We start from the raw sequence: 23,172 nt of genomic DNA on the forward strand, positions 1-23,172 counted from the left end.
GACTATATTGCTTAGATATAATTTGCAATCTACAAGGCGGAAGATGGAGTCGATGGGCGTCCATCGACGACTGATGACAACGCAGTAGATTCAAATTATAGCAAGCATATAGTCGAGTTAATATAAAACAGCTACACTAGTGTACTGACTCGTTCATCTTTAACCAGATTGCGACGATGGATTTATTTCCTTGCAGATAATTCCATATACAGGCAATTTGGCTAATTACGAATGAAACAGTTGCACTAATGCTTACGGAAATTTTTCAGTTCAAATCCCAGCATTGTAATATCATCAAACTGTTCCGCATTTCCTCTAAAGACAGCCACATCATTTGAAACAGCAGGAAGCACACTTGTAAACGGTTCATCCTTAACCTTATTTATCGCCCGGATGAGCCTGTCTGTGCCATATTGAACAACCTCTTCGTTTATGGCCTCCGGGATACCATCCGTGTAAACAAAAATTTTATTACCGGGATTTAGCTGAATCTCATACTCTCTTGCTTTTAAATTCTCCATGGCAGCAAGTGCAAGCGAGTGCTTGTCTTTATATATTTCATAGTCACCACCGGCGCGCTTAATAAGAGGGTATTCATGCCCGGCATTGGCACATTTCATAACACCGGTGAAAAGGTCTATTATTCCTATCCAAACAGTAACAAACATTTCAGCATCATTGCCTTCGCACAGAGTATTATTGGCTTTAAAAATAATTTCAGCAGGATCCTTTCCCGATTCGGCAAAACTCCTTATAGCAGTTTTGCTTCGCATCATAAATAAAGCCGCAGGAATTCCTTTTCCCGAAACATCTGCAATTACAAGAGCAAGTTTCCCGGGACCGGCAAAAAAGAAGTCATAGAAATCACCGCCTACTTCTTTTGCTGCTTTCATTGAAGCATAAATTTCAAGCGTATCTTCAAGCGCCTCAAACTTAAAATTTCTTGGAAGTGAGGATTCCTGTATGGTTCTTGCAAAAATAAGCTCCTGCTCAATTCTTTTTTCCGCAGCAGCAATGTAGCCTTTTAGTGTCTCTACAGTCTGATTGATATCATCTGAAAGTGAAGCAAATTCAGATGAATTTCTGACAGTAACGACTTCATTAAGATCCCCTCTCGTAATCTTATCAAGGGAAGCATTTATAAGGTCAATATTGCTGATAACGATCTGTCTTACCAAAAAGGCTATAAGTACATAAATAACCGTAAAAAGTAATATATCCGCAAGTGCAGTCTCATATGCCTGAGCATTTCTGTACCAGTAAAGCTCACTGTTTGGTATATAAGTCAAAAGAAGCATATCAGAGCCGATAGAATCAACTTTATTAAGCGACATCTCTTCAAAATACTGCGCGTCGTAAAAATCCTGATCTTTTTTTTCTTCAAGTTCAAGTCTGATCTTTTCATTTACAGTATCGCCCTTATGCCTTCCAGCAACAATATCCCCATCATTTCCAATTATTTCAAAAAACTCATTACCATCTGCAGTAAGTCTTTTTGACACTTCAAAATAGCGGTTTTTTATGCTCTGCGATGACTCTATTATGCTATTTCTGCCATTCTGATAAGCAGACTGGGTCTGAATAATATATGAAAAAGCAAAATTAGCGGCTATGACAACGGTGGTAACTACAAAAAGCCACTTCTGGAATGTTTGAGATACTGAAACATCTTCTCCGCTTACATCTCTGAAAGGGTTTTTCCACTCTCCCGAAAGTACCTGAAGTATAACCGACATTATAGCCAGTGCCAGTCCGGAAAATACGATCATAGGCACCGAACACATGCTAACCACATGGAAGGCCATTCTCATATCACCTCTGTGTGTGATGAACACAACATACATATGGAACACTTCCATTACTGCCCCCATAAAGAAAGCATAGACAGGCGAAGGTTTTTTTCCGTTAAAAACCTTAGCATTCATAAGCCACGCCACGAATCCGGCAAGACATGTGGACACACTGCAGGCAATTCTGGTATATGAACCAATACCAAAATAAGTACCAACAATATATCTTTCTACTCCGCCTATAATTCCCGCTATCACTCCCGAAACAGGACTAAAAAAGAGGCCCGCCGCAAGCGGAGCAACATCACGAAGATTAAGAAGCATGTCCCCATAATCAACAGCCACATGTGTGGATAGAATAGAGCACATACCATAGATAAGTCCAAAAGTCAGACGCATAAGAAAGGTCTGCTTTTTGTCTTTGGTGATTTTCCATAAAAAGACTGTCAGCACTACATAAAGTGCCGCAATTGCTGACATTTTCAGTAGCATAAGTGTCATTGTATCATTCCCTCATAAGAAGCTGTGTATTCTCGGATTATATTCCAGAAATCCGCATATACTGCGGATTTCACAATAATATAATGCAAGAATGTATTTTTCAGACTATCTTTCTTTCCCCCAGAAAAACAGTCCAAGCATACCCGGTCCCACATGAGCCCCCGAAAAAGGTTCGTGCTGACAAATTGTAATATCTGCATCCGGATTGATTTCTTTTACCATTTTAGATAAAAGCTCAGCGTCTTCATAACAGTCGCCGTGAGAAATGCACACGATTTTGTCTCCGTCATCCATTCGCTTTTCAGCATACTTTTTGGCAATGGCATTGATAGCGTTCTTTCTGCCTCTTACCTTGCTGCAGGAAATAATGTGTCCTGTGCTGTCACCAAATAAAATCGGCTTGATATTAAGAATAGTTCCGATACTGGCAGTAACTCCGCTTACCCTTCCGGTATTCTTAAGAAAATTCAGGTCATCCACAGTAAAATACTGGCAGGCATGTGGTACTGCTTCATCAAGAATTCCTGCTGCCTCTCTGCAGCTTATTCCTTCTCTTGAAAGCTGTGCTGCCTTTATGGCCAATATTCCGCTTCCAAATCCGCATCCCTTAGAATCAACTATATGTATAAATCTGTCAGGATAATTTTCCATAAGCTGCTCTGCTGCCAGCTTTGCAGCATTATATGTACCGCTTATACCTGCTGCCATCGCAATATATACAATATCCTGCCTACCATCAAGAACAGGCGTAAAATAATCGATGAATAACTGTGTATTCAGAAGACTTGTTTTTATCTTGTCTCCATTTTTTAAGCCCTCATAAAAAACGTGGGCATCAAAATCTTCAATATTCCCCTTATATACTATTTCCTCTCCGTTAGCAACATAACTGCAAGGCAGAATTCTCACCCCATCAGCCATTTTCTTTGGAAGGTTTGCCGAACCATCCGTAAATACTACAAAAGACATACATACTCCTCTTAAAAAATATTATATAAATAATTATACCATGAATCCTAAAAAAAGCGCGAAATACTCAGCGTTTCTCTACATCCAGTATATCTTCAAAGCAAATCCTGGTATTCACAATCTGCAGTATCCTGGAAGTCTCGTCAATTCGTGCAACCATCCCCGTCGCTCTTAAATATTCTCCTTTCGAAAAATACACACAACTTGCAATGCAGCCTTTACTTAATTCATGCATTTTCTTATCCAGTTCTTCATACATTTCTTCAGATAGTTCAATCTTGGGGACAATAATCTTTTCTTTTGCCAAAAGAGCTTCATCAAGGCCGCTCACAGCCTTAAACGGCAAAAACTGCGCTGCTCTTTTATCTATTGACATCTTCTGTCTTGCCATTATGCTTTATGCCCTCCTATCTGCTTATTCCTGTCTCTCCCTGTTGCCCCGGCTTCAAAATTCATCCCCTTTAATATTGCGTTCTTTCCGAATTTGTTTTTTATCTCAAGAACCGCCTTTTGGACCTTTCTGTCCTTTTCCAGTTCCTTGGCCGGTATAAAAAATGAGTACTGAACATAATCTTCAGGCGTCACATTGTTAGCAACAATATATACTCTTCTTATTTCATATTTTGGATTAACTATTTTCTCATACAGTTCTACCAAAGCCGGAATCAGAACAACTGCGGCATTAGTCTGAGTATCAACATTTATAGTTCCTCTTGCAGCCGGCAACGGGCAGCCCTTGGCATATCCCACCATCATTGAAAATGAGCCGGCCACAAGTTCCTTATCTACCATATCAAGGCACAAAACATCAGTCATTTCCTTGATTATGGTTCTTCCCTTATCAAAACTGTAATCACTCATAAGTACCTGCCCCTGAGTAAGGGAATGAGTCGTTGAAGTGTAGTTCTTAATATCCTTAATAGTTACAGGCTCTCTTCCCCAGGCATGATCAATAAGAAGCTCAGCATTAACTCCCAAAAGCTTATATAAGAGATTCTCATCACCGAAGGCTATGTCCCTCATTGTCACCATTCCATAGGTTTCAAGTTTTCTGGCAATTCCGTTGCCCACCCGCCAAAAATCCGTAATCGGTTTGTGATCCCATAATTTTTCCCTAAAGGTCTTTTCATCCAACTCTCCGATAAAATCAGGAGAATGCTTGGATAATACATCAAGAGCAACCTTTGTCAAAAAGAGATTGCTCCCAATGCCACAGGTTGCACGAAGTCCCAAAGTCTCCATGATGTCATCGATAATTTTCTGGCTGAGCTGCCTTGCAGTCATCTGATACATAGTCAGATAATCCGTAACATCCATGAACGCTTCATCAACCGAGTATACAAATATGTCATCTTTTGAAATATATTTAAGATATATTTCGTAAACACTTGCTGCGTAGTCGATATATTTTTGCATTCTTGGCGGTGCCATTATATAATCAATCCCTTTGGGGATTTCAAAAACCCTGCATCTGCCGGGAATCCCCAACGCCTTAAGGGCAGGTGAAACAGCAAGACAAATAGTCTTGTCGGACCTTTCGGGATCAGCCACAACAAGACAGGTTGTCATTACATCAAGCCCTCTCTCCCTGCACTCCACAGATGCGTAGAAGGACTTTAAATCTATGCAGATAAATGTTCTTTCTTTTCCGGTAGCCATGATCTTATTATAACAAAAAACAAAGAACATTTGTTCCTTGTTTTTTGAATTAACTTATTCCCTTGCTTTAAACAAAAGAGCATCATCCGGGTCAAGGGGTTTACTAAAATAGAATCCCTGAATGGTATCCGCTTCATAGGTGCGCAGCTTCTCGTATTGCCACTCATATTCTACACCCTCTATAGTAATTTTTTTACCCATGTCATGGGCAAGTTTTATGACATCCTCTATAAAGCTTTCCTTACCATCAATCAGATAAGCATCCACAATTGATTTATCCAGTTTGATCTCATCAACCGGCACATAAATCAGGTACGCCAAAGAGGAATACCCGGTTCCAAAATCATCAAGAAGCAGCTTTATTCCCATTTTTTTCAGGTCATTGAAAAGTTCATCTGTCTGAACGGAATTCTCTAAAAGAAGACTCTCCGTAACTTCAATTTCAAGGTACCGGGGATCAATATCATACATATCCAGCAATTCTCTGACATATGAAACATAGCCTATATCGTGTATCTGCTTGCTTGAAAAGTTGATAGATACGGGATATAGTTTTTTTCCCTGTGCCTTCCATTCAGAAAGCTGCTTGATGACCATAAATGTAACATTTCTCCCAAGTCTTGCAATCCATCCGCTCTTTTCCACAACCGGTATAAAGAGATTCGGCTCATATGAACCATCCTTCATTCTGACTAAAGCTTCGAATCCGACAAGTTCCTTTGTTTTGACAGATATCTTAGGCTGATACTTTACACAAAAGCCATTTTCCTCGATAGCCTTGATAAACTTGGTCTTTATATTTTCTTCAGTGCTTACCTTTTGCTTCATCTCATCGGCATAGACAAATACCATGCCCCTGCCGCGTTCTTTTGCCTCATACATGGCTATTTCAGCGTTTATAATATGCTGCTCCGGGTAGGTAAGTCCATCTGAATTGGAAATGCCAATGCTGGCTGACAACGCTACATTTATTCCATTTGAAGAAAAAAATTGTGAAAACAGTTTTTTCAGATCAATTATCTTCTTGGAATTCTCGTTAAGGCGCTCCCCCGGACAAAAAATCAGAAACTCATCTCCGCCATATCTTCCCAACGTCATATTGTTGGTACGGCAAAATGACTGCAGCGAATCAGCTATAGTTTTTAAAATCCTGTCTCCGGCTTCATGACCATAATTTTCATTAACATCTTTAAATCCATCCACATCAAGCATGATAATTGAATAGACCTGATTCATTGTGATATTTTCATTAAGATATTCTACAATCGTTCTTCTGTTGAAAACATCAAGAAAATCATCATGCTGCGCCTGATACTTTAGCTTAAGGTGTGTATTTTCTATCTCTAAATGAGATTTCCTTAATTCATCATTGATTCTTTTCTCTGACTTAAGTGCAACATACATTGATATTATAAAAAATATCATTGACAGTATCATTAACACAGCAACAGGCAGTATACTCTTATAGTTATCAAAAAAGTTACCTCGCTTGTCTATATACTCAGTATCATCCGGCAGAACATCCAAAGAAATCCCATATTCCATAAGAAGGGGATAATTATACACAGTTTTGCTTGGAGTATCCATAGAAAGAGGATAAGCAGAAATATCAGCACCATCATTTAAAATATCAGACATTATTTTTGCAGCATTTCTGGTCTGAACCCTAAAATCCATATAAGTTCCACCCAAAACTCCTGAATCCCTTCCACCGGCATAATTTCTGAAAATCGGCACCGTAACAGTATTTACAACTGTTCTGGTCCTATTAAGCATAGAATAATAATTCCCGTACTTATCGTTATAACATGTCATATAAAAAAGAACCGATTCTTTTGGAAGATTTCTAAGGGCATTAATCAATTCTTCCTGAGATAATTTTGAACTGTTAACATCCATAAATATATAATCAGGATATTTCTCAGCAAAAGAATAAAAAATTTTCATATCTGCAATGCCTGCAGCTGTGTCATCATGGAGCGCCACAAATATCCTTTTATCCGGCAGACAATCCATTGCCGTCTGGATCGTTTCCAAAAGATAATCTTTTTCATAAAAACCTGTAACCATCGGATTATGACAAGCATCCTGCGCAAACTGAAGGTCATTTACTCCAAAGAAAACCATTGGAAGTCCATCAAAGAGATCTTTTTGATGATCCAGAGCAAATTTTAGTGCATCATCATCTCCTATCAAAACACCCTCAATTTCTTCGCTGTTCGAATACCTGCCTTTAAAATAGTCATAGAACTTATTTTTATCTTCGTCAGTACCGAATTTTTTAACGTTCATATATATGACATCAAATTCAATACCATCGGGATAAAGTCCTTCCTTTAATCCCAGTTCCTGATCATCATATGTAAAATATGTAGGTTCATAGGAACAAAGAAATAAGACTCTGTGCTTTACCTCTGAAGGGATTTTGGGCACTAAGCCGGTCATGTTTTCCTGCATATGTTGTCCGAGCATACCAAAAGCTGCAATCAGGCATATAGTTCCCATTGCAGCAAATAAATATCTCAAATAAAAAAGATAGTCCCTTCGTTCCATACGTTTTTACCATAAATACGTTGTCGAAAAAGTAACTATCTTTATTATATTTCTTATCTAATGCTGTATACATTAAAAATATATAAAAATTATGCCACAACTTTATGAATCCAGTTGCCACGTTTGAATCTGATCGTAAAGATTATACCTCTTATGCCCCAATCGCAGAACATTCCAATCCAAACACCTATAGCTCCAACGCCCACTACCCTGATAAGGAATGTGGCAAGTGTAACTCTGCAAAGCCACATGGTAAGCGTGGCAATGATCATCGAGAATTTCACATCTCCAGCTGCTCTAAGAGCATATGGAATAACAAACGAAGGGGACCACAAAATAGGTTTAACTATAGTTATCCATCCAAGCATATATATGCAAAGGCTCGCGCTTTCAGCTGTCATCCCGGCAAGTACAGTGACAGGTCTTGCTATGGCATAGGCAAAAAGGCAACTCCCAAGAATCGCAATATATCCCCAGCCTATCATTTTCCTGGTGTAGTAGATTGCTTCATCCTTACGCCCGGCGCCGAGACACTGCCCCACTATGGTCATAAGACCTATTCCAACTCCGATTCCCGCAACTCCGTTGACATTCTCGAATATATTAGTCATAGACTGAGCTGCAATGGCAGTCGTTCCCAAAATAGATACAGATGACTGGATAGCAAGTTTTCCAAACTGAAACATTGAATTTTCAATTCCGTTTGGTATTCCCATTGCAAGCACTCTGTGTATTTTTTCCTTATCGGGACGAATTGAGAGATAGTCTCTGATGTTAATCTCCAGTTCTCTGTTCCTTAAATACATTAAAAGAACCACCGCAGAAAAAATTCGTGACAGCAAAGTAGCAAGTGCAGCTCCATAAACCCCAAGTCCAAATCCCCAGATAAGTACAGCATTTCCCGTTACATTCAGTATGTTAGAAACAATGGCAACATTCATAGGAAGTCTGGTATTGGCCTGAGCCCTGAAAATTGCACTTCCGGCTGCTGCAAGAGCAACTCCGGGATAAGACAAAATCGTAAGTAAAAAATAAATTCCTGCAGCTTCCATTACATCAGCTTCAACTGTTCCAAAAATCAGCTTCAGAAGAGGCATTCTGAACATAAGCCCAAGTATCATCAGCAGAACTGAAATACCTGCAGAAACTAAAATAACCTGTCTTGCTGCTTCAGAAGCTCTTTTGATATCCCTCTGCCCAATATAAGTGGAACAGATGATAACGCCACCTGTTGCCATAGCATTGAAAGCCTGCACCACAAGATTGTTTATGGAGTCAACAAGTGATACTCCCGAAAGTGCTGCAGCTCCCACATTACTAACCATCATGGAATCAGCCATTCCCATCAGAGAATTCAAAAATTGTTCAGCTATAATAGGAATCAGCAACAGAAGAAGTTTTCTGTTGCTGAACATGTGATCATTATTCATTACATCCTTTCAGGAGCGTCAAATCCTAATAAATCAATACCTGTTTCGAGTACTTTAAGTGTGATAACAAGGAGTGCAATATAACTCTCCTTCTTATTTTCGTCAGTTTCTGCAAGAATCTTTGTTCCATGATAGAAACTGTTAAATGCATTTGAAAGATCATAAATATATGCACAAATTCTGTTTGGAGCAAGGTCCCTTGCAGCACTTTCAACAGCATCGGCAAATCTTGTAAGCTGAAGGCATAGATTCTTCATATCATCGCTGTCAGGGCTGTCAAGCTTTGCCTCCTTGGCATTTTTGCCTTCTGCCTCATACTTTTTAAGAATAGATTTGATACGTACAATTGTGTAAAGAATATATGGGCCTGTGTCTCCCTCAAATGAAGTAAACTTCTCCACATCAAAAATGTAATCCTTTGAAGGCTGATTTGAAAGATCCCCGTACTTTATTGCTGAAAGAGCAACCTTGTGAGCTGTGTCACGGGCTTCATCATCAGATATATCAATATTGCCTTCTTTAATCCTTGAGAACATCTTTTCATCAATCTCTGCTATAAGATTCTCAAGACGCATTACTCCGCCGTCTCTTGTCTTAAATGGCTTGCCATCGCTTCCATTCATAGTACCAAAACCTACAAAATGAAGTTCGGTTTCAGGCATAACGAGCTTGGTCTTTCTGGCACATCTGAATACCTGCTCAAAATAAAGCTCCTGTCTCTTATCTACGACATAGATAAGTCCTTCCGGATGGAACTCCTCCATACGCTGCTTGATAGTAGCAAGGTCAGTTGTATTATAAAGTGAAGCTCCATCAGACTTAAGGATCATACACGGAGGAATTTCCTTAGTATCTGTCTCTTTTGCAACATCAACAACCAATGCTCCCTGGCTAAGATAAGCATATTCATGTTGCTTCATATACTCTACCATTCCGGGAATTACCTCGTGAACGTCAGACTCTCCTCTCCAAAGGTCAAAGTTAACGTTAAGGTTCTTGTAGTTTTTCTTAAGATCAGCTACTGATACGTTCAAGATATGGTGCCAAAGAGCTCTGTATGGCTTATAGCCATCCTGTAAAAGCTTTGTAGCTTCCATTGCAGCTGCTTTAAAAGCCTCATCCTCTTTAGACTTCTTGCTGGCTGCAGGATATATCTCTTCAAGTTCGCTTACTGTAAAAGGCGCTTCTTTTGGATATGAGCCTTCATAATCAGGATCAAAATAGCACAGATCAGGCTTTCTCTCCTTGAGTCCTGTAATAACAAGTCCCATCTGAAGTCCCCAGTCTCCAAGGTGAATATCACCTATTACCTTGTGCCCTGTATATTTCAAAATTCTCTTAATACTCTCACCAATAACTGCAGAACGGAGATGTCCGACATGAAGAGGCTTAGCTACATTAGGTCCGCCGTAATCAATCATAAATGTAGGCTCGTGTCCCGGAAGAGTCACTCCCATATGCTTTTCGTGAAGCATCTTACAGACATAGCTTCTTACAAACTCTCCGCTGACTGTAATATTAAGAAAACCCGGTTTAACCGACTCTACTTTTTCAAACATTTCATTGTTCTGAAGCTTTTGGGCTACAGCATCAGAAATCAAAAATGGAGCCTTACCATACTTTTTAGCTCCTGCCATAGCACCATTACACTGGTATTCACACAGATCAGGTCTGTTTGATATTGTTACCTTACCAAGTTCCCTGTCATATCCTGCTGCTTCAAAAGCATCAGAAACTTCTTTTGATATAAGTTCAAGTACCTTTTCCAAAACTTACCTTCTTTCTATTATAAAAAAATAATCTTCAATAAAATAAAGACTAATGAATTTTAACAAAATAATGCTTTTCAATCAATGGTTAATGTATTCCCGGCATCAGCTATCGGCTTGCAGACTGCACTTAAGCTTTTCCCTCTCTCTTTGTGCTTTAGAATAGCTGCAGCCGCAAAAATCCTGCCTGTACAGATCAAACATATGCGAAAGTTCGATAGAACGTTTATATCCGTTTTTCTTTTTAAAATCAGAGGGTAAAAATAAGCATCCGGCTTCCCTTGCAGCTTCTTCTCCAACTTCATTTAAAACCTCAGCATTTTTTAAAGGACTGATGGTAAGTGTGGTAGTAAAATAGTCAAAGCCTTTTTCTTTGGCTACTTTTGCCGTTTCTTTAAGTCGCAGCTCAAAGCATTTTCTGCATCTTTCACCACCTTCTTTTAAGTCTTCCATTCCCTTCGTAACTTCATAAAAATCTTTAGGATTGTAATCTCCCTCAATAATATTGATTTTTCGGGCTTTGTCATCAGAATTCATACCGGCAAAATCTTTTTCTTCAACCTGTCTGTTGTACTCGGCTATAAGTCTCTTCTCTTCAATTACACGTTTAGAGTATTCACCTTCTGAAGTAATATTGGGATTGTAGAAAAAAACCGTTATGTCAAAATACTCCCGCAGATACTCAAGACAATAGGAGGAACATGGCGCACAGCAGGCGTGCAGTAAAAGTCCCGGGTGTTCATTTTCTTTTTGAAATTCTGATATCTTATTCTCCAGTTCTTTCGAATAATTTCTTTTATTCATAAACTTTTATAACCCCAGTTTTTCAATTATTTCAGCAGTTATTTCCTCCGGAGTTTTATTGTCAGTATCCACAACTATATCAGCAACATCTTCATAAAAAGAGATTCTGTCTGCGAGCATTTTTATTATCTTTGCCTGCGGATCCGGATCTTTTAACAAAGGTCTGTTATTGTCATTCTTTACTCTTTCAAAAATAGTTTCAGGCGAAGCCTTCAAAAAAACAACCTTACCGATTTTCCTGAGAAGTGCCCTGTTTTCCTCTCTTACAGGCATGCCGCCTCCAAGAGATATTACAAATTCTCTCCAGTGATCGCTGCAAATAGCATCCAAAAGTTCTGTCTCCATATCTCTGAAAGAGTTCTCACCATCAGTTTCGAATATTTCGTTTATAGATCTGCCCTCAGTCTCCTCAATAACAGCATCTGTATCAATAAGTTCCATACGAAGCCTGTCTGCCAGAAGTTCCGATACAGTGCTCTTCCCGCTTCCCATAAAGCCTTCAAGGATTATATTGGTGGCACCTGCAACATCAAGCATCAACGATCTGTATATTTCATCTGCCTGCTCTTTGGAAATCTTTACTCCCTCATCCTGATTCCAAAGTTCATAGGCATCTATTCCCTGATAAAGCAGCATCTTTAAGCCGGAAAAAGTCTTTGCCCCTGCCCTCCTTGCAAGCTTAAGGAACTTAGTTTCAAGAGGTCTGTATACCAGATCCATTGCCGAAGACACATTTTTATAAAACTCTTTATCTTCTATAACAGCACTGTTAACATCAGGAAAAAGACCTACCGAAGTACACTGAATGGCAATGAAGTGTTCATTAGTATCGAGGATTTTTGTATAATCTTCAAGCTTCATAGGAACAACCTTTTCTCCTATATCAAAGCTCTCAAGGGCTTCATTAACCTCCCTTGCCACATCCACTGCCTTTTCATATGTTCTGTTAAGAAGATAAACTTTTTTTGCTCCTTTATTTGCACACAAAAAAGCTGTCGGTCTGGCTACACCGCCTGCGCCAAGTATAACCACGGTTTTATCTTTTAACTCTATTCCCTCATCCTGCATGGCGTGGAAAAGACCTGTCATATCTGTGTTATATCCCTTAAAGCCGCCATTTTTAGTCCTGACAAGAGTATTAACGGCTCCAATAGCCTTAGCAAGCGGATCCACATCTTCAAGAAAAGGAATCACATCAGTTTTATACGGTATAGTCACATTCATTCCCTGAATATCAAGAGCAATAGCGCCATTTACAGCATTTTTCAGTTCTTTTTCCTTTACTTCAAACGGAACATATACCATATTGATTCCTGTCAGCGAAGCCAGGGAATTATGTATCAGGGGTGACATCGTATGTTTCACCGGATTACCAATTAATCCGCAAGTTTTTGTATATCCATCAGTATAGTTCATAAATGTCCTCCCCGCTTATCTTTCTTTATTCAGTAAATTTTACCTTTAAATCACCAAGTTCGCAAGAAAATATATTTTCTTGATTCAGAACGCTTAAACTAAAAGGGCTTAGATAATAGTTTTTTCACTCGGGTATCTTTCGCTGTGATTCGTGACAAATAAAAAATAAGGGGATTAACTTGTTTCATGCTTATTCAAAACACAAGTTAATCCCTTATTTTTTATTCTACTCATCATCAGCTCAAGATAAATCGTTCAAAAACTATTATCTAAGCCCTTTTTAGTTTAAGCTGTTCATGAATAAAAAACACGATTTTACAAAAGAGCTGTTATTTGCTACGCATTTATAATATTACACATTATTAAGCAGACAGCATGAATAGATTTAATTAAGAGAACGATTTTTGAACGATTTATCTTGAGCAGATGATGTATGGCGATAATTAAAAGAGCTTTGACTTGTGTTTTGAATAACATGAAACAAGGCAAAGCTCTTTTTATTATTGTCTTATACATCACAGCGAAAGATACCCGAGTGAAAAAATGTTCTCTTAATTATATCTATCATGCGTCCACTTCAGTTGAGTTTTATAACACGTCCATCTTCGGTACCTGCGATGACATTGGCATTTTTACCGGTCATGTCTTCATTGCCGACAAAGTACTGATATTCGTGTAAAATGTGATCTTTCCTCATTCCGGAAATTGCCTGCTTCATATCATCTGATGCAAGACTGTTTCCACCAAATAAATCAATAGAAATACCGTCATACACGCCAAGAGAAATTGCAACATTCTCAATGGAGGCATTGTCTCTTTGAGGTACCTCAACGGTAAGATCCATCTTTTTATCTTGCTGTTTGTTATTTTCTGTCTCTGAACCAGAAGTCTGCACTTCCTTTTCCGGAGGTGCTGTCTGTACATTTATATCGCTGGCTGGCGGGATATTATATGCATTGTACCCTGATAAATTGCTGTTTAATCTATTTAATGCCATAATGTCCTGCCTCCTTTCCTTTATAATTCTTTAAAAGTTACTCACGTATGTTATCGGAAGTTCAGCTAAATATCTTAATACAATTATATGGGATTTAATGGCTTAAATAGGGCAAAACAGCGATATTTAAGATTAATTTAATTGTTTTTATATTTTGTAAATAAAAGAAAAAGAATGCTTATGCAATAAGCATAAACATTCTCATTCGCGGATTCCGGCAGCCTTTAAAAGCTGGATCGTATAGTCATCTTTCGGATTTTTATATACATCACGGGTCTTACCATATTCTACAACCCGCCCTGACTTCATTATCATTACATGGTCACTTATCTGATATACAACACGAAGGTCATGAGATATAAAAATAATAGATATTCCAAGCCTTTTGTGAAGATTCTGAAGAAGCTCCATTATCTGTGACTGTATAGTAACATCCAAAGCAGAAACGGGCTCATCTGCAATTAATAGCTTTGGAGATCTCATAAGCGCTATGCCGATGCATACTCTTTGTCTTTGACCTCCGGATAACTGTGAAGGATACCTGTCAAGCATCTCAAGCGGAAGCTCTATCTCCCCCATTATAGCTTCAACTCTCTTTTTCCGTTCATCTTTTGTCCACTTGTGCTTCTTGTCAACCTTCAAGGGCTCTTCTAACAACCATCCTACCTTTTTGGCGGGATTGAGAGAACTATAAGGATCCTGAAATACCATCTGCGGCCCACTGTACTTCTGCCACAACGTACCTGTGTAATCCCTGTTTATACCAACAATAGCCCTTGCCAGTGTAGACTTACCACAGCCACTCTCACCGGCAATAGCCAGCACCTCGCCCTCTTCCATATCAAAGTTCACATCAAAGAGTATATGTTTCTTTGCATCTTTTGAAAAAAGCTTTCGTTTTCTGTTTTTATAGTATACATTAAGGTTCTCTACCTTAAGCACCTTTGATTTTTCCATTTTCTTTGGCCTTTCAATCACCAATATCAATCTTGGGAATAGCTGCTATAAGCTTTTTGGTGTAAATGTCCTTGGGATTTTTAAATACATTCTCTGTATTACCGCTCTCCACAATCTTGCCCTTCTGCATTACTATAACTCTCTGACAAAGCTGACGGACAAGACTAAGATCGTGTGAAATAAATATTATGGAAGTCCCCATTTCTCTGTTCAGCTTTTTTAAAAGCTCTACAATCTGTGCCTGAACCGTCACATCAAGTGCTGTTGTTGGCTCATCCGCAATAAGAATCTGCGGATTTCCAATCATCGCAGATGCAATCATTACTCTCTGCCTCATTCCACCTGAAAGTTCATGAGGATACATATTGTAAACATCTTCAGCATTATCAAGTCCCACAGAAGAAAGCATCCTGATTGCCCTCTTTTTCCTGTCAGCCTTACTTATTTCGGGGTGATGTATAAAAAGAGATTCCTCAACCTGCCAGCCGATTCTCTTTACCGGATTAAGGGAAGTCATAGGCTCCTGAAATATTATAGATATCTCATCTCCCTGATAAGTTCTAAGCTTATTTCTGTCACAGGTAAGAAGATTATCCCCGTTAAACATTATCTTCCCTGTTTTTTCCATTGAATGTCTGTTTAAAAGACCTGCTATAGCCAGCGCACTCATACTCTTTCCGGAGCCGGATTCACCCACAATGCCGACAATTTCCCCCTTGCCGAGCATCAGGTCAAAATCTTCAACAACCGTTTCCGGAAGGTCATGATCATGAAATTCTATATGAAGATCTGTAACATCAAGTATTATTTCCATCTTCTAATTCCTTCTCCCAAAAAGGAAAATCCTAAAACCATAAGCACTATAACTATACCGGGGCATAAACAAATACTTGGAACAGTAAACATATACTGCTGTGAATCCGAAAGCATCTTTCCGAGACTTGCAAAAGGAGGCTGTGAGCCGACTCCCAGATAACTAAGTCCCGCCTCGGCAAGCACCGCATTATTAAAACCGATGAGCACTGAGGAAGCCAGTACATTTTTTATATTTGGAAGAATATGAACAAATATCATTCTAAAATCAGAAGCGCCCTGTAGCTTAGCGCTTTCAATATAGTCCATACTCTTAACTCGCAAGACTTCTCCTCTTACTATCCTTGCAAAGCTCGGAACAAATGCAATTCCGAGAGATAACAAAAGCTGCGACCATCCTGTGCCAAATACACTGACAATAACCAACGCTAACAGTATACTCGGAAACGCAAAGAGTGCATCTATGACTCTCATAATTACTTCATCCAAAAAGCCTCCGTAAAAGCCTGTGAGCGCTCCTATTACAGTACCAACTCCTGCGCCGATCAGGACCGTTCCGATTGCAATAAGAAGAGTTATTCTACTGCCGTACATAACCCGGCTAAAAACATCTCGTCCCATGTTGTCGGTTCCCATAATATGTTTTACCGATATCCCTTGAAGCTTTTCGCTTGCGCTCATTTTGGTCGGCTCATAAGGCATCCAAAAAAGTCCCACTATCACCAGAAGTAAAATAAGCCCTGTTATTATTAATCCCGCAATCAGGTAGGGATTCTTTTTTAGTTTCTTTAGAAAATCCTTCATCACTCTGCTATCTCAATTCTTGGATCAATTATTCTGTAGATTATGTCTACTAAAAGATTTATCACTATAACTATCGCCGCAATTCCCATTATGATTGCCTGAACAACAGGATAATCCCTGTTACTGATGCTTGTCAGAAGTATTCTGCTAATACCCGGTATGCTAAATACCTGTTCAATAACAATACTTCCCGCAACCATGTCCGCAAGCAGCATTCCAAGAAATGTAATTACCGGAATCATGGCATTTTTTAGCACATGTCTGTATAAAACACCATTGGTATTGTTTCCTCTGCTGTAGGCCGTTCTCGTATAATCTTTTTCTGCCTCATCAAGAAGGCTCGACCTAAGCATCTTGACAGTCATTGCGATCTTGGGAAGTGCTATGGCAATCGATGGAAAGATGAGATACCTGATAAATCCAACAACATCATCTGTATATGAGACAAATCCACCGGGAGTAAAGAACTTAAAGATCATCCCAAAGATAAAGGTTATAAGAATCCCTGAAAAAAACGGCGGTATAGCCATAACAATCTGATTGGTTACAGTAATCGTCCTATCAAGCAGCCCATTTTCATGTTTGGCAGTCGTAATTCCCAAAGGTATTGAAATTAGAACCGTTAATAGAAATGACATCACAGCCATTGTCAAGGTAATTGGAATCTTATTCAGTATCATCCCTGAAACCGGAACATTGTAATTAAATGATGTTCCCATATCTCCATGAAGAAAAGAGGCAAACCATCTGGCATATCTTACCAGAAGCGGATCATTAAGTCCCATCTGTTGTCTCGTCTGTTCAATCAGCTCCTGTGAAGCTTCTGTTCCAAGCTTTCTGAGCGCCGGATCACCCGGAATAACGTTAAAAGCGAGGAATACGCAAAACGAAACCACCACCAAAGTCACAATCATTGAAAAAAACTTTTTGATGATATATTTCATATCGCATTCCTCGCTATATCTTACTTTTCTTTACTGTGCAGGTCTTATTTTTGCTATATCCTGTACATAAAGAGGATAAAACTCATATCCTGTAAATTTCTTGTTAAGAGCAACGAATTCAGGAAGATCCTGAATATATACATTTGCTGCCTCTTCTGAAAGAATCTTGAGACACTCTTTGTAGTACTGTGTCTTTTCAGCATCATCAGAAGTTGCTACTGCATTTGCATAAGCTGCATCATATGCATCACTCTTGAAGTTGAACATGTTCTTGCTTGAATCTGAGCAGTATCTGGCAAGAAGTGCTGAAGCAGAAAGTGTTGAAGCATCAAATCCTACTACTGTAGCTTCATAATTTTTGTCAGAATATACATCACTAAGCCATGTATTCCATTCAACTTCCTGAATATTGGCTGTCACACCAATAGCTTTGAGTTCCTCGGCTATAACCTGTGCAGTATCAACGTGCTGCGCATAGTTGGAAGGAACGGTAATTGTAAATTCAAATCCATCAGGAAGGCCTGCCTCTGTCAAAAGAGCCTTTGCCTTGTCAATATCCTGATTGTATGTATCATTAAGGGCAGGATCATAGTACTTTGTAAAAGAAGGATACATCGCACTTCCGATCTCTGTTCCTGCACCGTCGGAAACGAAATCCATGATCTCTTGCGGACTAATAGCATAGCACAGAGCCTGTCTGACTCTTACATCGTTAAATGGCTCAACCGCATTGTTAAGATACAGAGCCTGAACCAGGTTCATTGTACCTTCATAAATTTCAAACTTATCAGAAAGCTGTGCAACCTGAGCACTTGTAAGACGGGCAACCATATCAAGTGAGCCACCCTCAAGGTCTAAAACTATTGCATCTGAATTAGCTTCGACTTTAAATACAACATCCTTGATATATGCCTTGTCACCCCAGTAATCATCGAATCTTGTTACAATAAAGTTCTCCTGCGGTGAACTTGAAACATATTTGTAAGGGCCTGTACCAATCGGGTTAGTTCCGGGATTCTCATTGGACTCAGGAATAATTGCTACTGTAAGAAGCGGCAAAAACTCAGAATTGGCATCCTTAAGAACTATCTCCACATGGCTGTCATCAATAATATTTACACTCTCAATACCGGAAAATGAAGAAACTAATGGCTCGCTGCCATCAACGCCTCTGTTGCGGTCAATAGAATACTTGATATCCTCTACTGTAACCAGGCTTCCATCATGGAACTTAATTCCATCGCGAAGTGTAAATGTGTAAACCTTGTTGTCCTCTGAAATGTTAACTTCACTTGCTACAGCAGGGATAAGATTACCGCTAGCGTCTGGCTTTACAAGCCCTTCGAAGACGTTAAATAATACCTCTTTGATTCCAGCCCCCGTTGCATAATGAGGGTCAAGATCGCTTATATCCTGAGGTATACCTACGATAAGCTTAGAAAGATCATCTGCAGAAGCTTCAGACGCTGTATCAGCTGTGCCAGTCACTGTGTCAGTGCTCGCCACTGCGCTCTGGTCTAAAGAAGCAGAATCCCCTGCCTTGTCACTTGAGCATCCGCTCAATGCAACAGTCAGTGTTGTTAACACGATCATCAGAAGTGATGATACTCCTTTTTTCATAACATCTCCTCTAATCATGTTAAAATCTTCCTCCTATATGAAATTTTTAAATTCTATGTAAATATAAAGCCTTGACAACTTATTGTCAAGGCTAATAAATCCAAAATTTCCACTAATGTGCTGACTATTAATTAAGAGGATAAGATGCTTATTCTTTTTTTAACAGCGGTGTGTTTTTATCGGTGCTGTCTGTTATGGTTCCCTCCGCTTCTTTTTTTAGAACAGACTTAAGTTCGTCCATGAAAGTATTTACATCCTTAAATTCTCTGTAAACAGAAGCAAATCTGACATAAGCAACAGGATCGAGATTTTTCATCTTATCCATTACTATTTCTCCAATAGCTCTGCTTGGAATCTCTTTTTGCTCCATATTAAAAATTTCAGTTTCCACAGCATCAACTATTTTGGTAATCTGCTCTGCACTGACAGGTCTCTTATGACATGCCCTAAAGACACCAGCCTCGATTTTGGCTCTATCGTACGGCTCTCTAACGTCACCTTTTTTTATAACAATTAATGGTATAGTCTCCACTTTTTCATATGTAGTAAAACGCTTGCTACAGGAATCACAAACTCTTCTGCGTCTAATTGACGTATTATCGTCAGCCGGTCTCGAATCAATTACCCTGGTATCATCTTTCCCACAGAATGGGCACTTCATAATACTTCCTCCATTTTTCTCATTGACATGTACACTACATGTTGGTGAAGAAAACAAACAACCACACAAATTATTGTAGCATTATTCCAGAAAAAATAAAAGCCTTTTGCAAAAAATGCAAGAGGCTTTTATCACTATTTCATTTATTTTTATTTTCTCTGTAAGAAATCCGGAATTTTAAGTGATTTAGGTTCTACTGTGCTCTTAATATCGGTAGGTCTGTTGATACCAAGAGTAGGCTTTGGAGCAGAAGCTACATTCTCACGAGAAATCCCAATTGTCTCAACCACAGGCTGCATCGGTGTTACTGTAGCACTCGGAGTAACAGGAGATACGGTAACTGTAGGCTGAACTGCTGTGGCTGTCGTGGCTGTTGCCGATGGAGTGCTGGCTGGAGCTGCAGTAGCTGCCGGCTTAGCCATTGAAGGACTCATAGTTGCCTTATCATCTATTCCTGTTGCAATTACAGTAATTGTGCAGGAATCAGTTTTGCTTTCATCATACATAGCACCGAAAATGATGTTTACATCATTACCTGCCAGCTGACGTACATATTCAGAAGCATCAGAAGCATCTGTAAGAGTAATATCACCCGAAATGTTAATGATAACATTAGAAGCACCATTGATCTTGGTTTCAAGAAGCGGGCTTTCAACAGCCATCTTAACAGCATCGGTTGCCTTATCATCACCCTTACCGGAACCAATACCGATATGAGCAATGCCTCTATCCTTCATGACTGTCTGAACATCAGCAAAGTCAAGGTTAATAACTGCCGGTACATTAATCAAGTCTGTAATTCCCTGTACTGCCTGCTGAAGAACCTCATCTGCTTTCTTGAGCGCATCCGGCATTGTAGTACGTCTATCAACAATCTGAAGAAGCTTGTCATTAGGAATTACAATAAGCGTATCAACATTTGTCTTGATATTCTGTATGCCGAGCATAGCATTCTGCATACGAACACGAGCCTCAAAACTAAAAGGCTTAGTAACAACACCTACGGTAAGAATTCCCATCTCTTTTGCAAGTTTAGCAACAACAGGCGCCGCACCTGTTCCTGTTCCACCGCCCATACCGCAAGTAACAAAAACCATGTCAGCGCCCTTAAGTGCTGCAGAAATCTCTTCTGCACTCTCTTCGGCCGCTTTTTGGCCAATTTCAGGCTTTGCTCCAGCACCAAGTCCCTTAGTAAGCTTTTCACCAATCTGCAAAAGCTTAGGGGCTTTACACAACTGAAGAGCCTGTTTATCTGTATTTATACCGATAAATTCTACACCGGTAATATTTTCGTCTACCATTCTATTAACAGCATTATTACCTGCACCGCCGACCCCAACGACAATTATCTTGCAGGCATTATCTGCTTCGTTTGACTTAATCTCCAGCAAAACAACTCCTCCTTCATAATCCATAGACTCCTAATAGCTATAATACGATTTTTTTGCTCAATTATCAACCTGTTTTTTTCCTATAAATTTATGGTTTTTTACAGACAATTTACTGTATTTTTTCTTCAAAAGTCACGTTTTTTGTGTCTTCGTCGTAATCTTTCATTTCAAGCATTCCCGTTTTCCCTTCAAGTTCCGGTAAGATGTACTGAAGTTGAATTATTTTTTCATCAATATAATCTTTTGTGCCAATGCTTACTTCAATTCCTTCAAAATACAGATATACATCATATTCACTATCAAAAAATATTTTGTCGGCCTTAAGGCTGTATTTGGACAAAAGCTGCGTAATATCCAGAATTTCCTCAAAAACATCAGCATTTTCTATTGGGAGCTTTTCATAAAGAATGACATAATCAAAGCTTAGTCCCAATACTTCCGGAACATCATCGCTCTTTTCAAGAGAACTTTCCACAACGATTCCGTCTCTGTCAAAATATATATAATGTCCCAGATATGAAATATAACCTGCCACTGCTTTCTCATAAACGTTAATACGAATAGTGTCGGGAGAAACAATTTCCACACTCATCTTTTCCACGAAAGGAACTCCCTCTATGGACTTATTTCTGTATTTTAACGAAAGATATAATGAGTTTTGACAAAGCTTATCCGTCATTACCATATCTATGATTTCTTCGTTGGTATAGTGAGTATTTCCCGAAACATAGACATTAGTAATAGTGTAATTATCCCTGATAAAAGTAAAAACCAGTAGTCCCACTATAAAAACAGCCAGTACTATGCCAATAATAATATAAAGACTCCTGTTATATCTTAAGGAGTCTTCTATTTTTTCAAAAAAAACTCTGATACTGAAAGTATTCTTTTTAACCCGTTTTCTGCGCTTTCTTTTTGCCATTTTTGATTATCTTCCTATGTTTCTGGCCACATTCAGCGCCATACCGATTTCAGCCAGCTGTACAATAACCGCTGAACCGCCATAACTTATGAACGGAAGTGTAATTCCGGTATTGGGTATTGTATTCGTAACAACTGCAATATTGAGAATAACCTGAATTGCAATATGTCCCATAACGCCAATGACCAAAAGAGCTCCAAACATATCCGGTGCATTATTGGCTATAACCATAAGTCTCCAGATAAGCAATAAAAACATAAGCATTACCGCAATAGCTCCGAACAGCCCCAATTCTTCACAAATGATTGAAAAGATCATATCATTCTGTGCCTCAGGAATAAATCCCATTTTCTGCATGCTTTCTCCAAGACCTTTGCCAAATATTCCTCCTGATCCTATTGCATAAAGAGCCTGTAATGTCTGAAATCCTTTTCCACTTGCATAAGCTGCCGGATCAAGCCAGACCAGAATTCTCTTAAATCTATAGTTCATTCCGCTGGAATTGGCTGAATTTGCAACAATAAGAACTATTACCGTCGCAAGCGCAAGTACAGAAAGAGCTGCAATTATATACCTTTTGTACCCGGGAGTGGACACAAAAAGCATGATGACTGTAATTCCCATTATGATTATGGCAGAGCTCAAATTACTGGTAATAGAATAAACCAGAAAAGCAAGCGCAGTAGGAAAAGCTAATGCGGTAGCATAGCCTTTGGGCTGCATAAGCCTTTTTTGCAATTTAATAATCAATGTCGATGTAAATACTATGGTTGCAAACTTAGCTACTTCCGCCGGCTGGATGGAGATACCCATGATAATTATCCATCTCTTGGCATTGTTTATTACCTTACCGAAAGGAATAAGCAAAAGAAGTAAAAACAATGCTATTACATAGATAGGAAATGCAAATCTTTTTAATATCCTGTATGGAAAATAGGACATAAAAATCATAGCTCCCAGACCGATAATTGTCGGTCCGAGCTGATGCTTAAAATAATAAGCCGAATCTCCATAATCCAGATTTGCTTCATATGAGCTGGTTGAATATAACATAACAAGCCCAAAAGCCAGCAAAAACAGCACTATGAAAACCAGACTGTAATCAATATACGATTCTATCTTTGGTTTTCTTAATGTCTTAACTCTCTCCACCTTTATCCCTCATAACAACT

General features: G+C 39.0%; 19 protein-coding genes. All 19 read right to left on the reverse strand.

Annotated elements, in window-relative coordinates; translation table 11 throughout:
- Positions 1-245: 245 nt before the first annotated feature.
- A complete protein-coding gene (locus J6O61_RS09775) occupies positions 246-2,291 on the reverse strand; it encodes a SpoIIE family protein phosphatase (protein WP_292212487.1) in 2,046 nt (681 codons plus the stop codon).
- A gap of 105 nt (positions 2,292-2,396) precedes the next feature.
- Entirely contained in the window at positions 2,397-3,260 is an 864-nt protein-coding gene (locus J6O61_RS09780) for a DegV family protein (RefSeq protein WP_292212491.1), read from the reverse strand.
- A 67-nt stretch (positions 3,261-3,327) separates the two neighbouring features.
- Positions 3,328-3,651 (reverse strand): YolD-like family protein, encoded by a 324-nt coding sequence (locus J6O61_RS09785; RefSeq protein ID WP_292212494.1) that lies wholly within the window; start codon positions 3,649-3,651, stop codon positions 3,328-3,330.
- Positions 3,651-4,919: a Y-family DNA polymerase gene (locus J6O61_RS09790; protein ID WP_292212497.1), complete on the reverse strand. Its 1,269-nt coding sequence runs from the start codon at positions 4,917-4,919 to the stop codon at positions 3,651-3,653. Before J6O61_RS09790 ends, J6O61_RS09785 begins: the two co-directional genes overlap by 1 nt.
- Positions 4,920-4,973: 54 nt before the next feature.
- The gene (locus J6O61_RS09795; RefSeq protein ID WP_292212500.1) at positions 4,974-7,472 is read right to left on the reverse strand and encodes a bifunctional diguanylate cyclase/phosphodiesterase; all 2,499 of its coding nucleotides are present in this window, start codon (positions 7,470-7,472) and stop codon (positions 4,974-4,976) included.
- Between the two features lie 89 nt (positions 7,473-7,561).
- On the reverse strand, positions 7,562-8,902 hold the full coding sequence (locus tag J6O61_RS09800; protein ID WP_292212502.1) for an MATE family efflux transporter: 1,341 nt from the start codon (positions 8,900-8,902) through the stop codon (positions 7,562-7,564).
- Complete coding sequence (gene argS, locus J6O61_RS09805; RefSeq protein WP_292212504.1) at positions 8,902-10,671, reverse strand: arginine--tRNA ligase; 1,770 nt, start codon at positions 10,669-10,671, stop codon at positions 8,902-8,904. The genes J6O61_RS09800 and argS overlap by 1 nt, the downstream gene beginning before the upstream one ends.
- A 105-nt stretch (positions 10,672-10,776) precedes the next feature.
- Positions 10,777-11,475 (reverse strand): epoxyqueuosine reductase QueH, encoded by a 699-nt coding sequence (locus J6O61_RS09810; protein WP_292212505.1) that lies wholly within the window; start codon positions 11,473-11,475, stop codon positions 10,777-10,779.
- A 6-nt stretch (positions 11,476-11,481) separates the two neighbouring features.
- Positions 11,482-12,891 carry a shikimate dehydrogenase gene (gene aroE, locus J6O61_RS09815; RefSeq protein ID WP_292212507.1) on the reverse strand — a complete coding sequence of 470 codons (1,410 nt, stop codon included), beginning with the start codon at positions 12,889-12,891 and terminating at the stop codon, positions 11,482-11,484.
- A 577-nt stretch (positions 12,892-13,468) separates the two neighbouring features.
- Positions 13,469-13,888, reverse strand: coding sequence for a hypothetical protein (locus tag J6O61_RS09820; RefSeq protein WP_292212510.1), 420 nt, complete (start codon positions 13,886-13,888; stop codon positions 13,469-13,471).
- Positions 13,889-14,089: 201 nt separating this feature from the next.
- Entirely contained in the window at positions 14,090-14,845 is a 756-nt protein-coding gene (locus J6O61_RS09825; RefSeq protein WP_292212512.1) for an ABC transporter ATP-binding protein, read from the reverse strand.
- 13 nt (positions 14,846-14,858) lie between these two features.
- A complete protein-coding gene (locus J6O61_RS09830) occupies positions 14,859-15,659 on the reverse strand; it encodes an ABC transporter ATP-binding protein (protein WP_292212515.1) in 801 nt (266 codons plus the stop codon).
- On the reverse strand, positions 15,650-16,462 hold the full coding sequence (locus J6O61_RS09835; RefSeq protein WP_292212518.1) for an ABC transporter permease: 813 nt from the start codon (positions 16,460-16,462) through the stop codon (positions 15,650-15,652). The genes J6O61_RS09830 and J6O61_RS09835 overlap by 10 nt, the downstream gene beginning before the upstream one ends.
- The gene (locus J6O61_RS09840) at positions 16,462-17,406 is read right to left on the reverse strand and encodes an ABC transporter permease (RefSeq protein WP_292212521.1); all 945 of its coding nucleotides are present in this window, start codon (positions 17,404-17,406) and stop codon (positions 16,462-16,464) included. The genes J6O61_RS09835 and J6O61_RS09840 overlap by 1 nt, the downstream gene beginning before the upstream one ends.
- A 30-nt stretch (positions 17,407-17,436) precedes the next feature.
- Positions 17,437-19,026, reverse strand: a complete 1,590-nt coding sequence (locus tag J6O61_RS09845; RefSeq protein WP_292212523.1) for an ABC transporter substrate-binding protein — start codon at positions 19,024-19,026, stop codon at positions 17,437-17,439.
- A 148-nt stretch (positions 19,027-19,174) separates the two neighbouring features.
- Positions 19,175-19,687 (reverse strand): transcriptional regulator NrdR, encoded by a 513-nt coding sequence (nrdR, locus tag J6O61_RS09850; protein ID WP_074884266.1) that lies wholly within the window; start codon positions 19,685-19,687, stop codon positions 19,175-19,177.
- 149 nt (positions 19,688-19,836) lie between these two features.
- Entirely contained in the window at positions 19,837-21,078 is a 1,242-nt protein-coding gene (gene ftsZ, locus J6O61_RS09855; protein WP_292212546.1) for a cell division protein FtsZ, read from the reverse strand.
- A 109-nt stretch (positions 21,079-21,187) separates the two neighbouring features.
- Positions 21,188-22,000, reverse strand: a complete 813-nt coding sequence (locus J6O61_RS09860) for a cell division protein FtsQ/DivIB (RefSeq protein WP_292212525.1) — start codon at positions 21,998-22,000, stop codon at positions 21,188-21,190.
- 6 nt (positions 22,001-22,006) lie between these two features.
- Positions 22,007-23,152, reverse strand: a complete 1,146-nt coding sequence (locus tag J6O61_RS09865; RefSeq protein ID WP_292212528.1) for an FtsW/RodA/SpoVE family cell cycle protein — start codon at positions 23,150-23,152, stop codon at positions 22,007-22,009.
- Positions 23,153-23,172: the final 20 nt, after the last annotated feature.

Source organism: Butyrivibrio sp. (assembly GCF_017635265.1).
Lineage (GTDB): Bacteria > Bacillota > Clostridia > Lachnospirales > Lachnospiraceae > Butyrivibrio.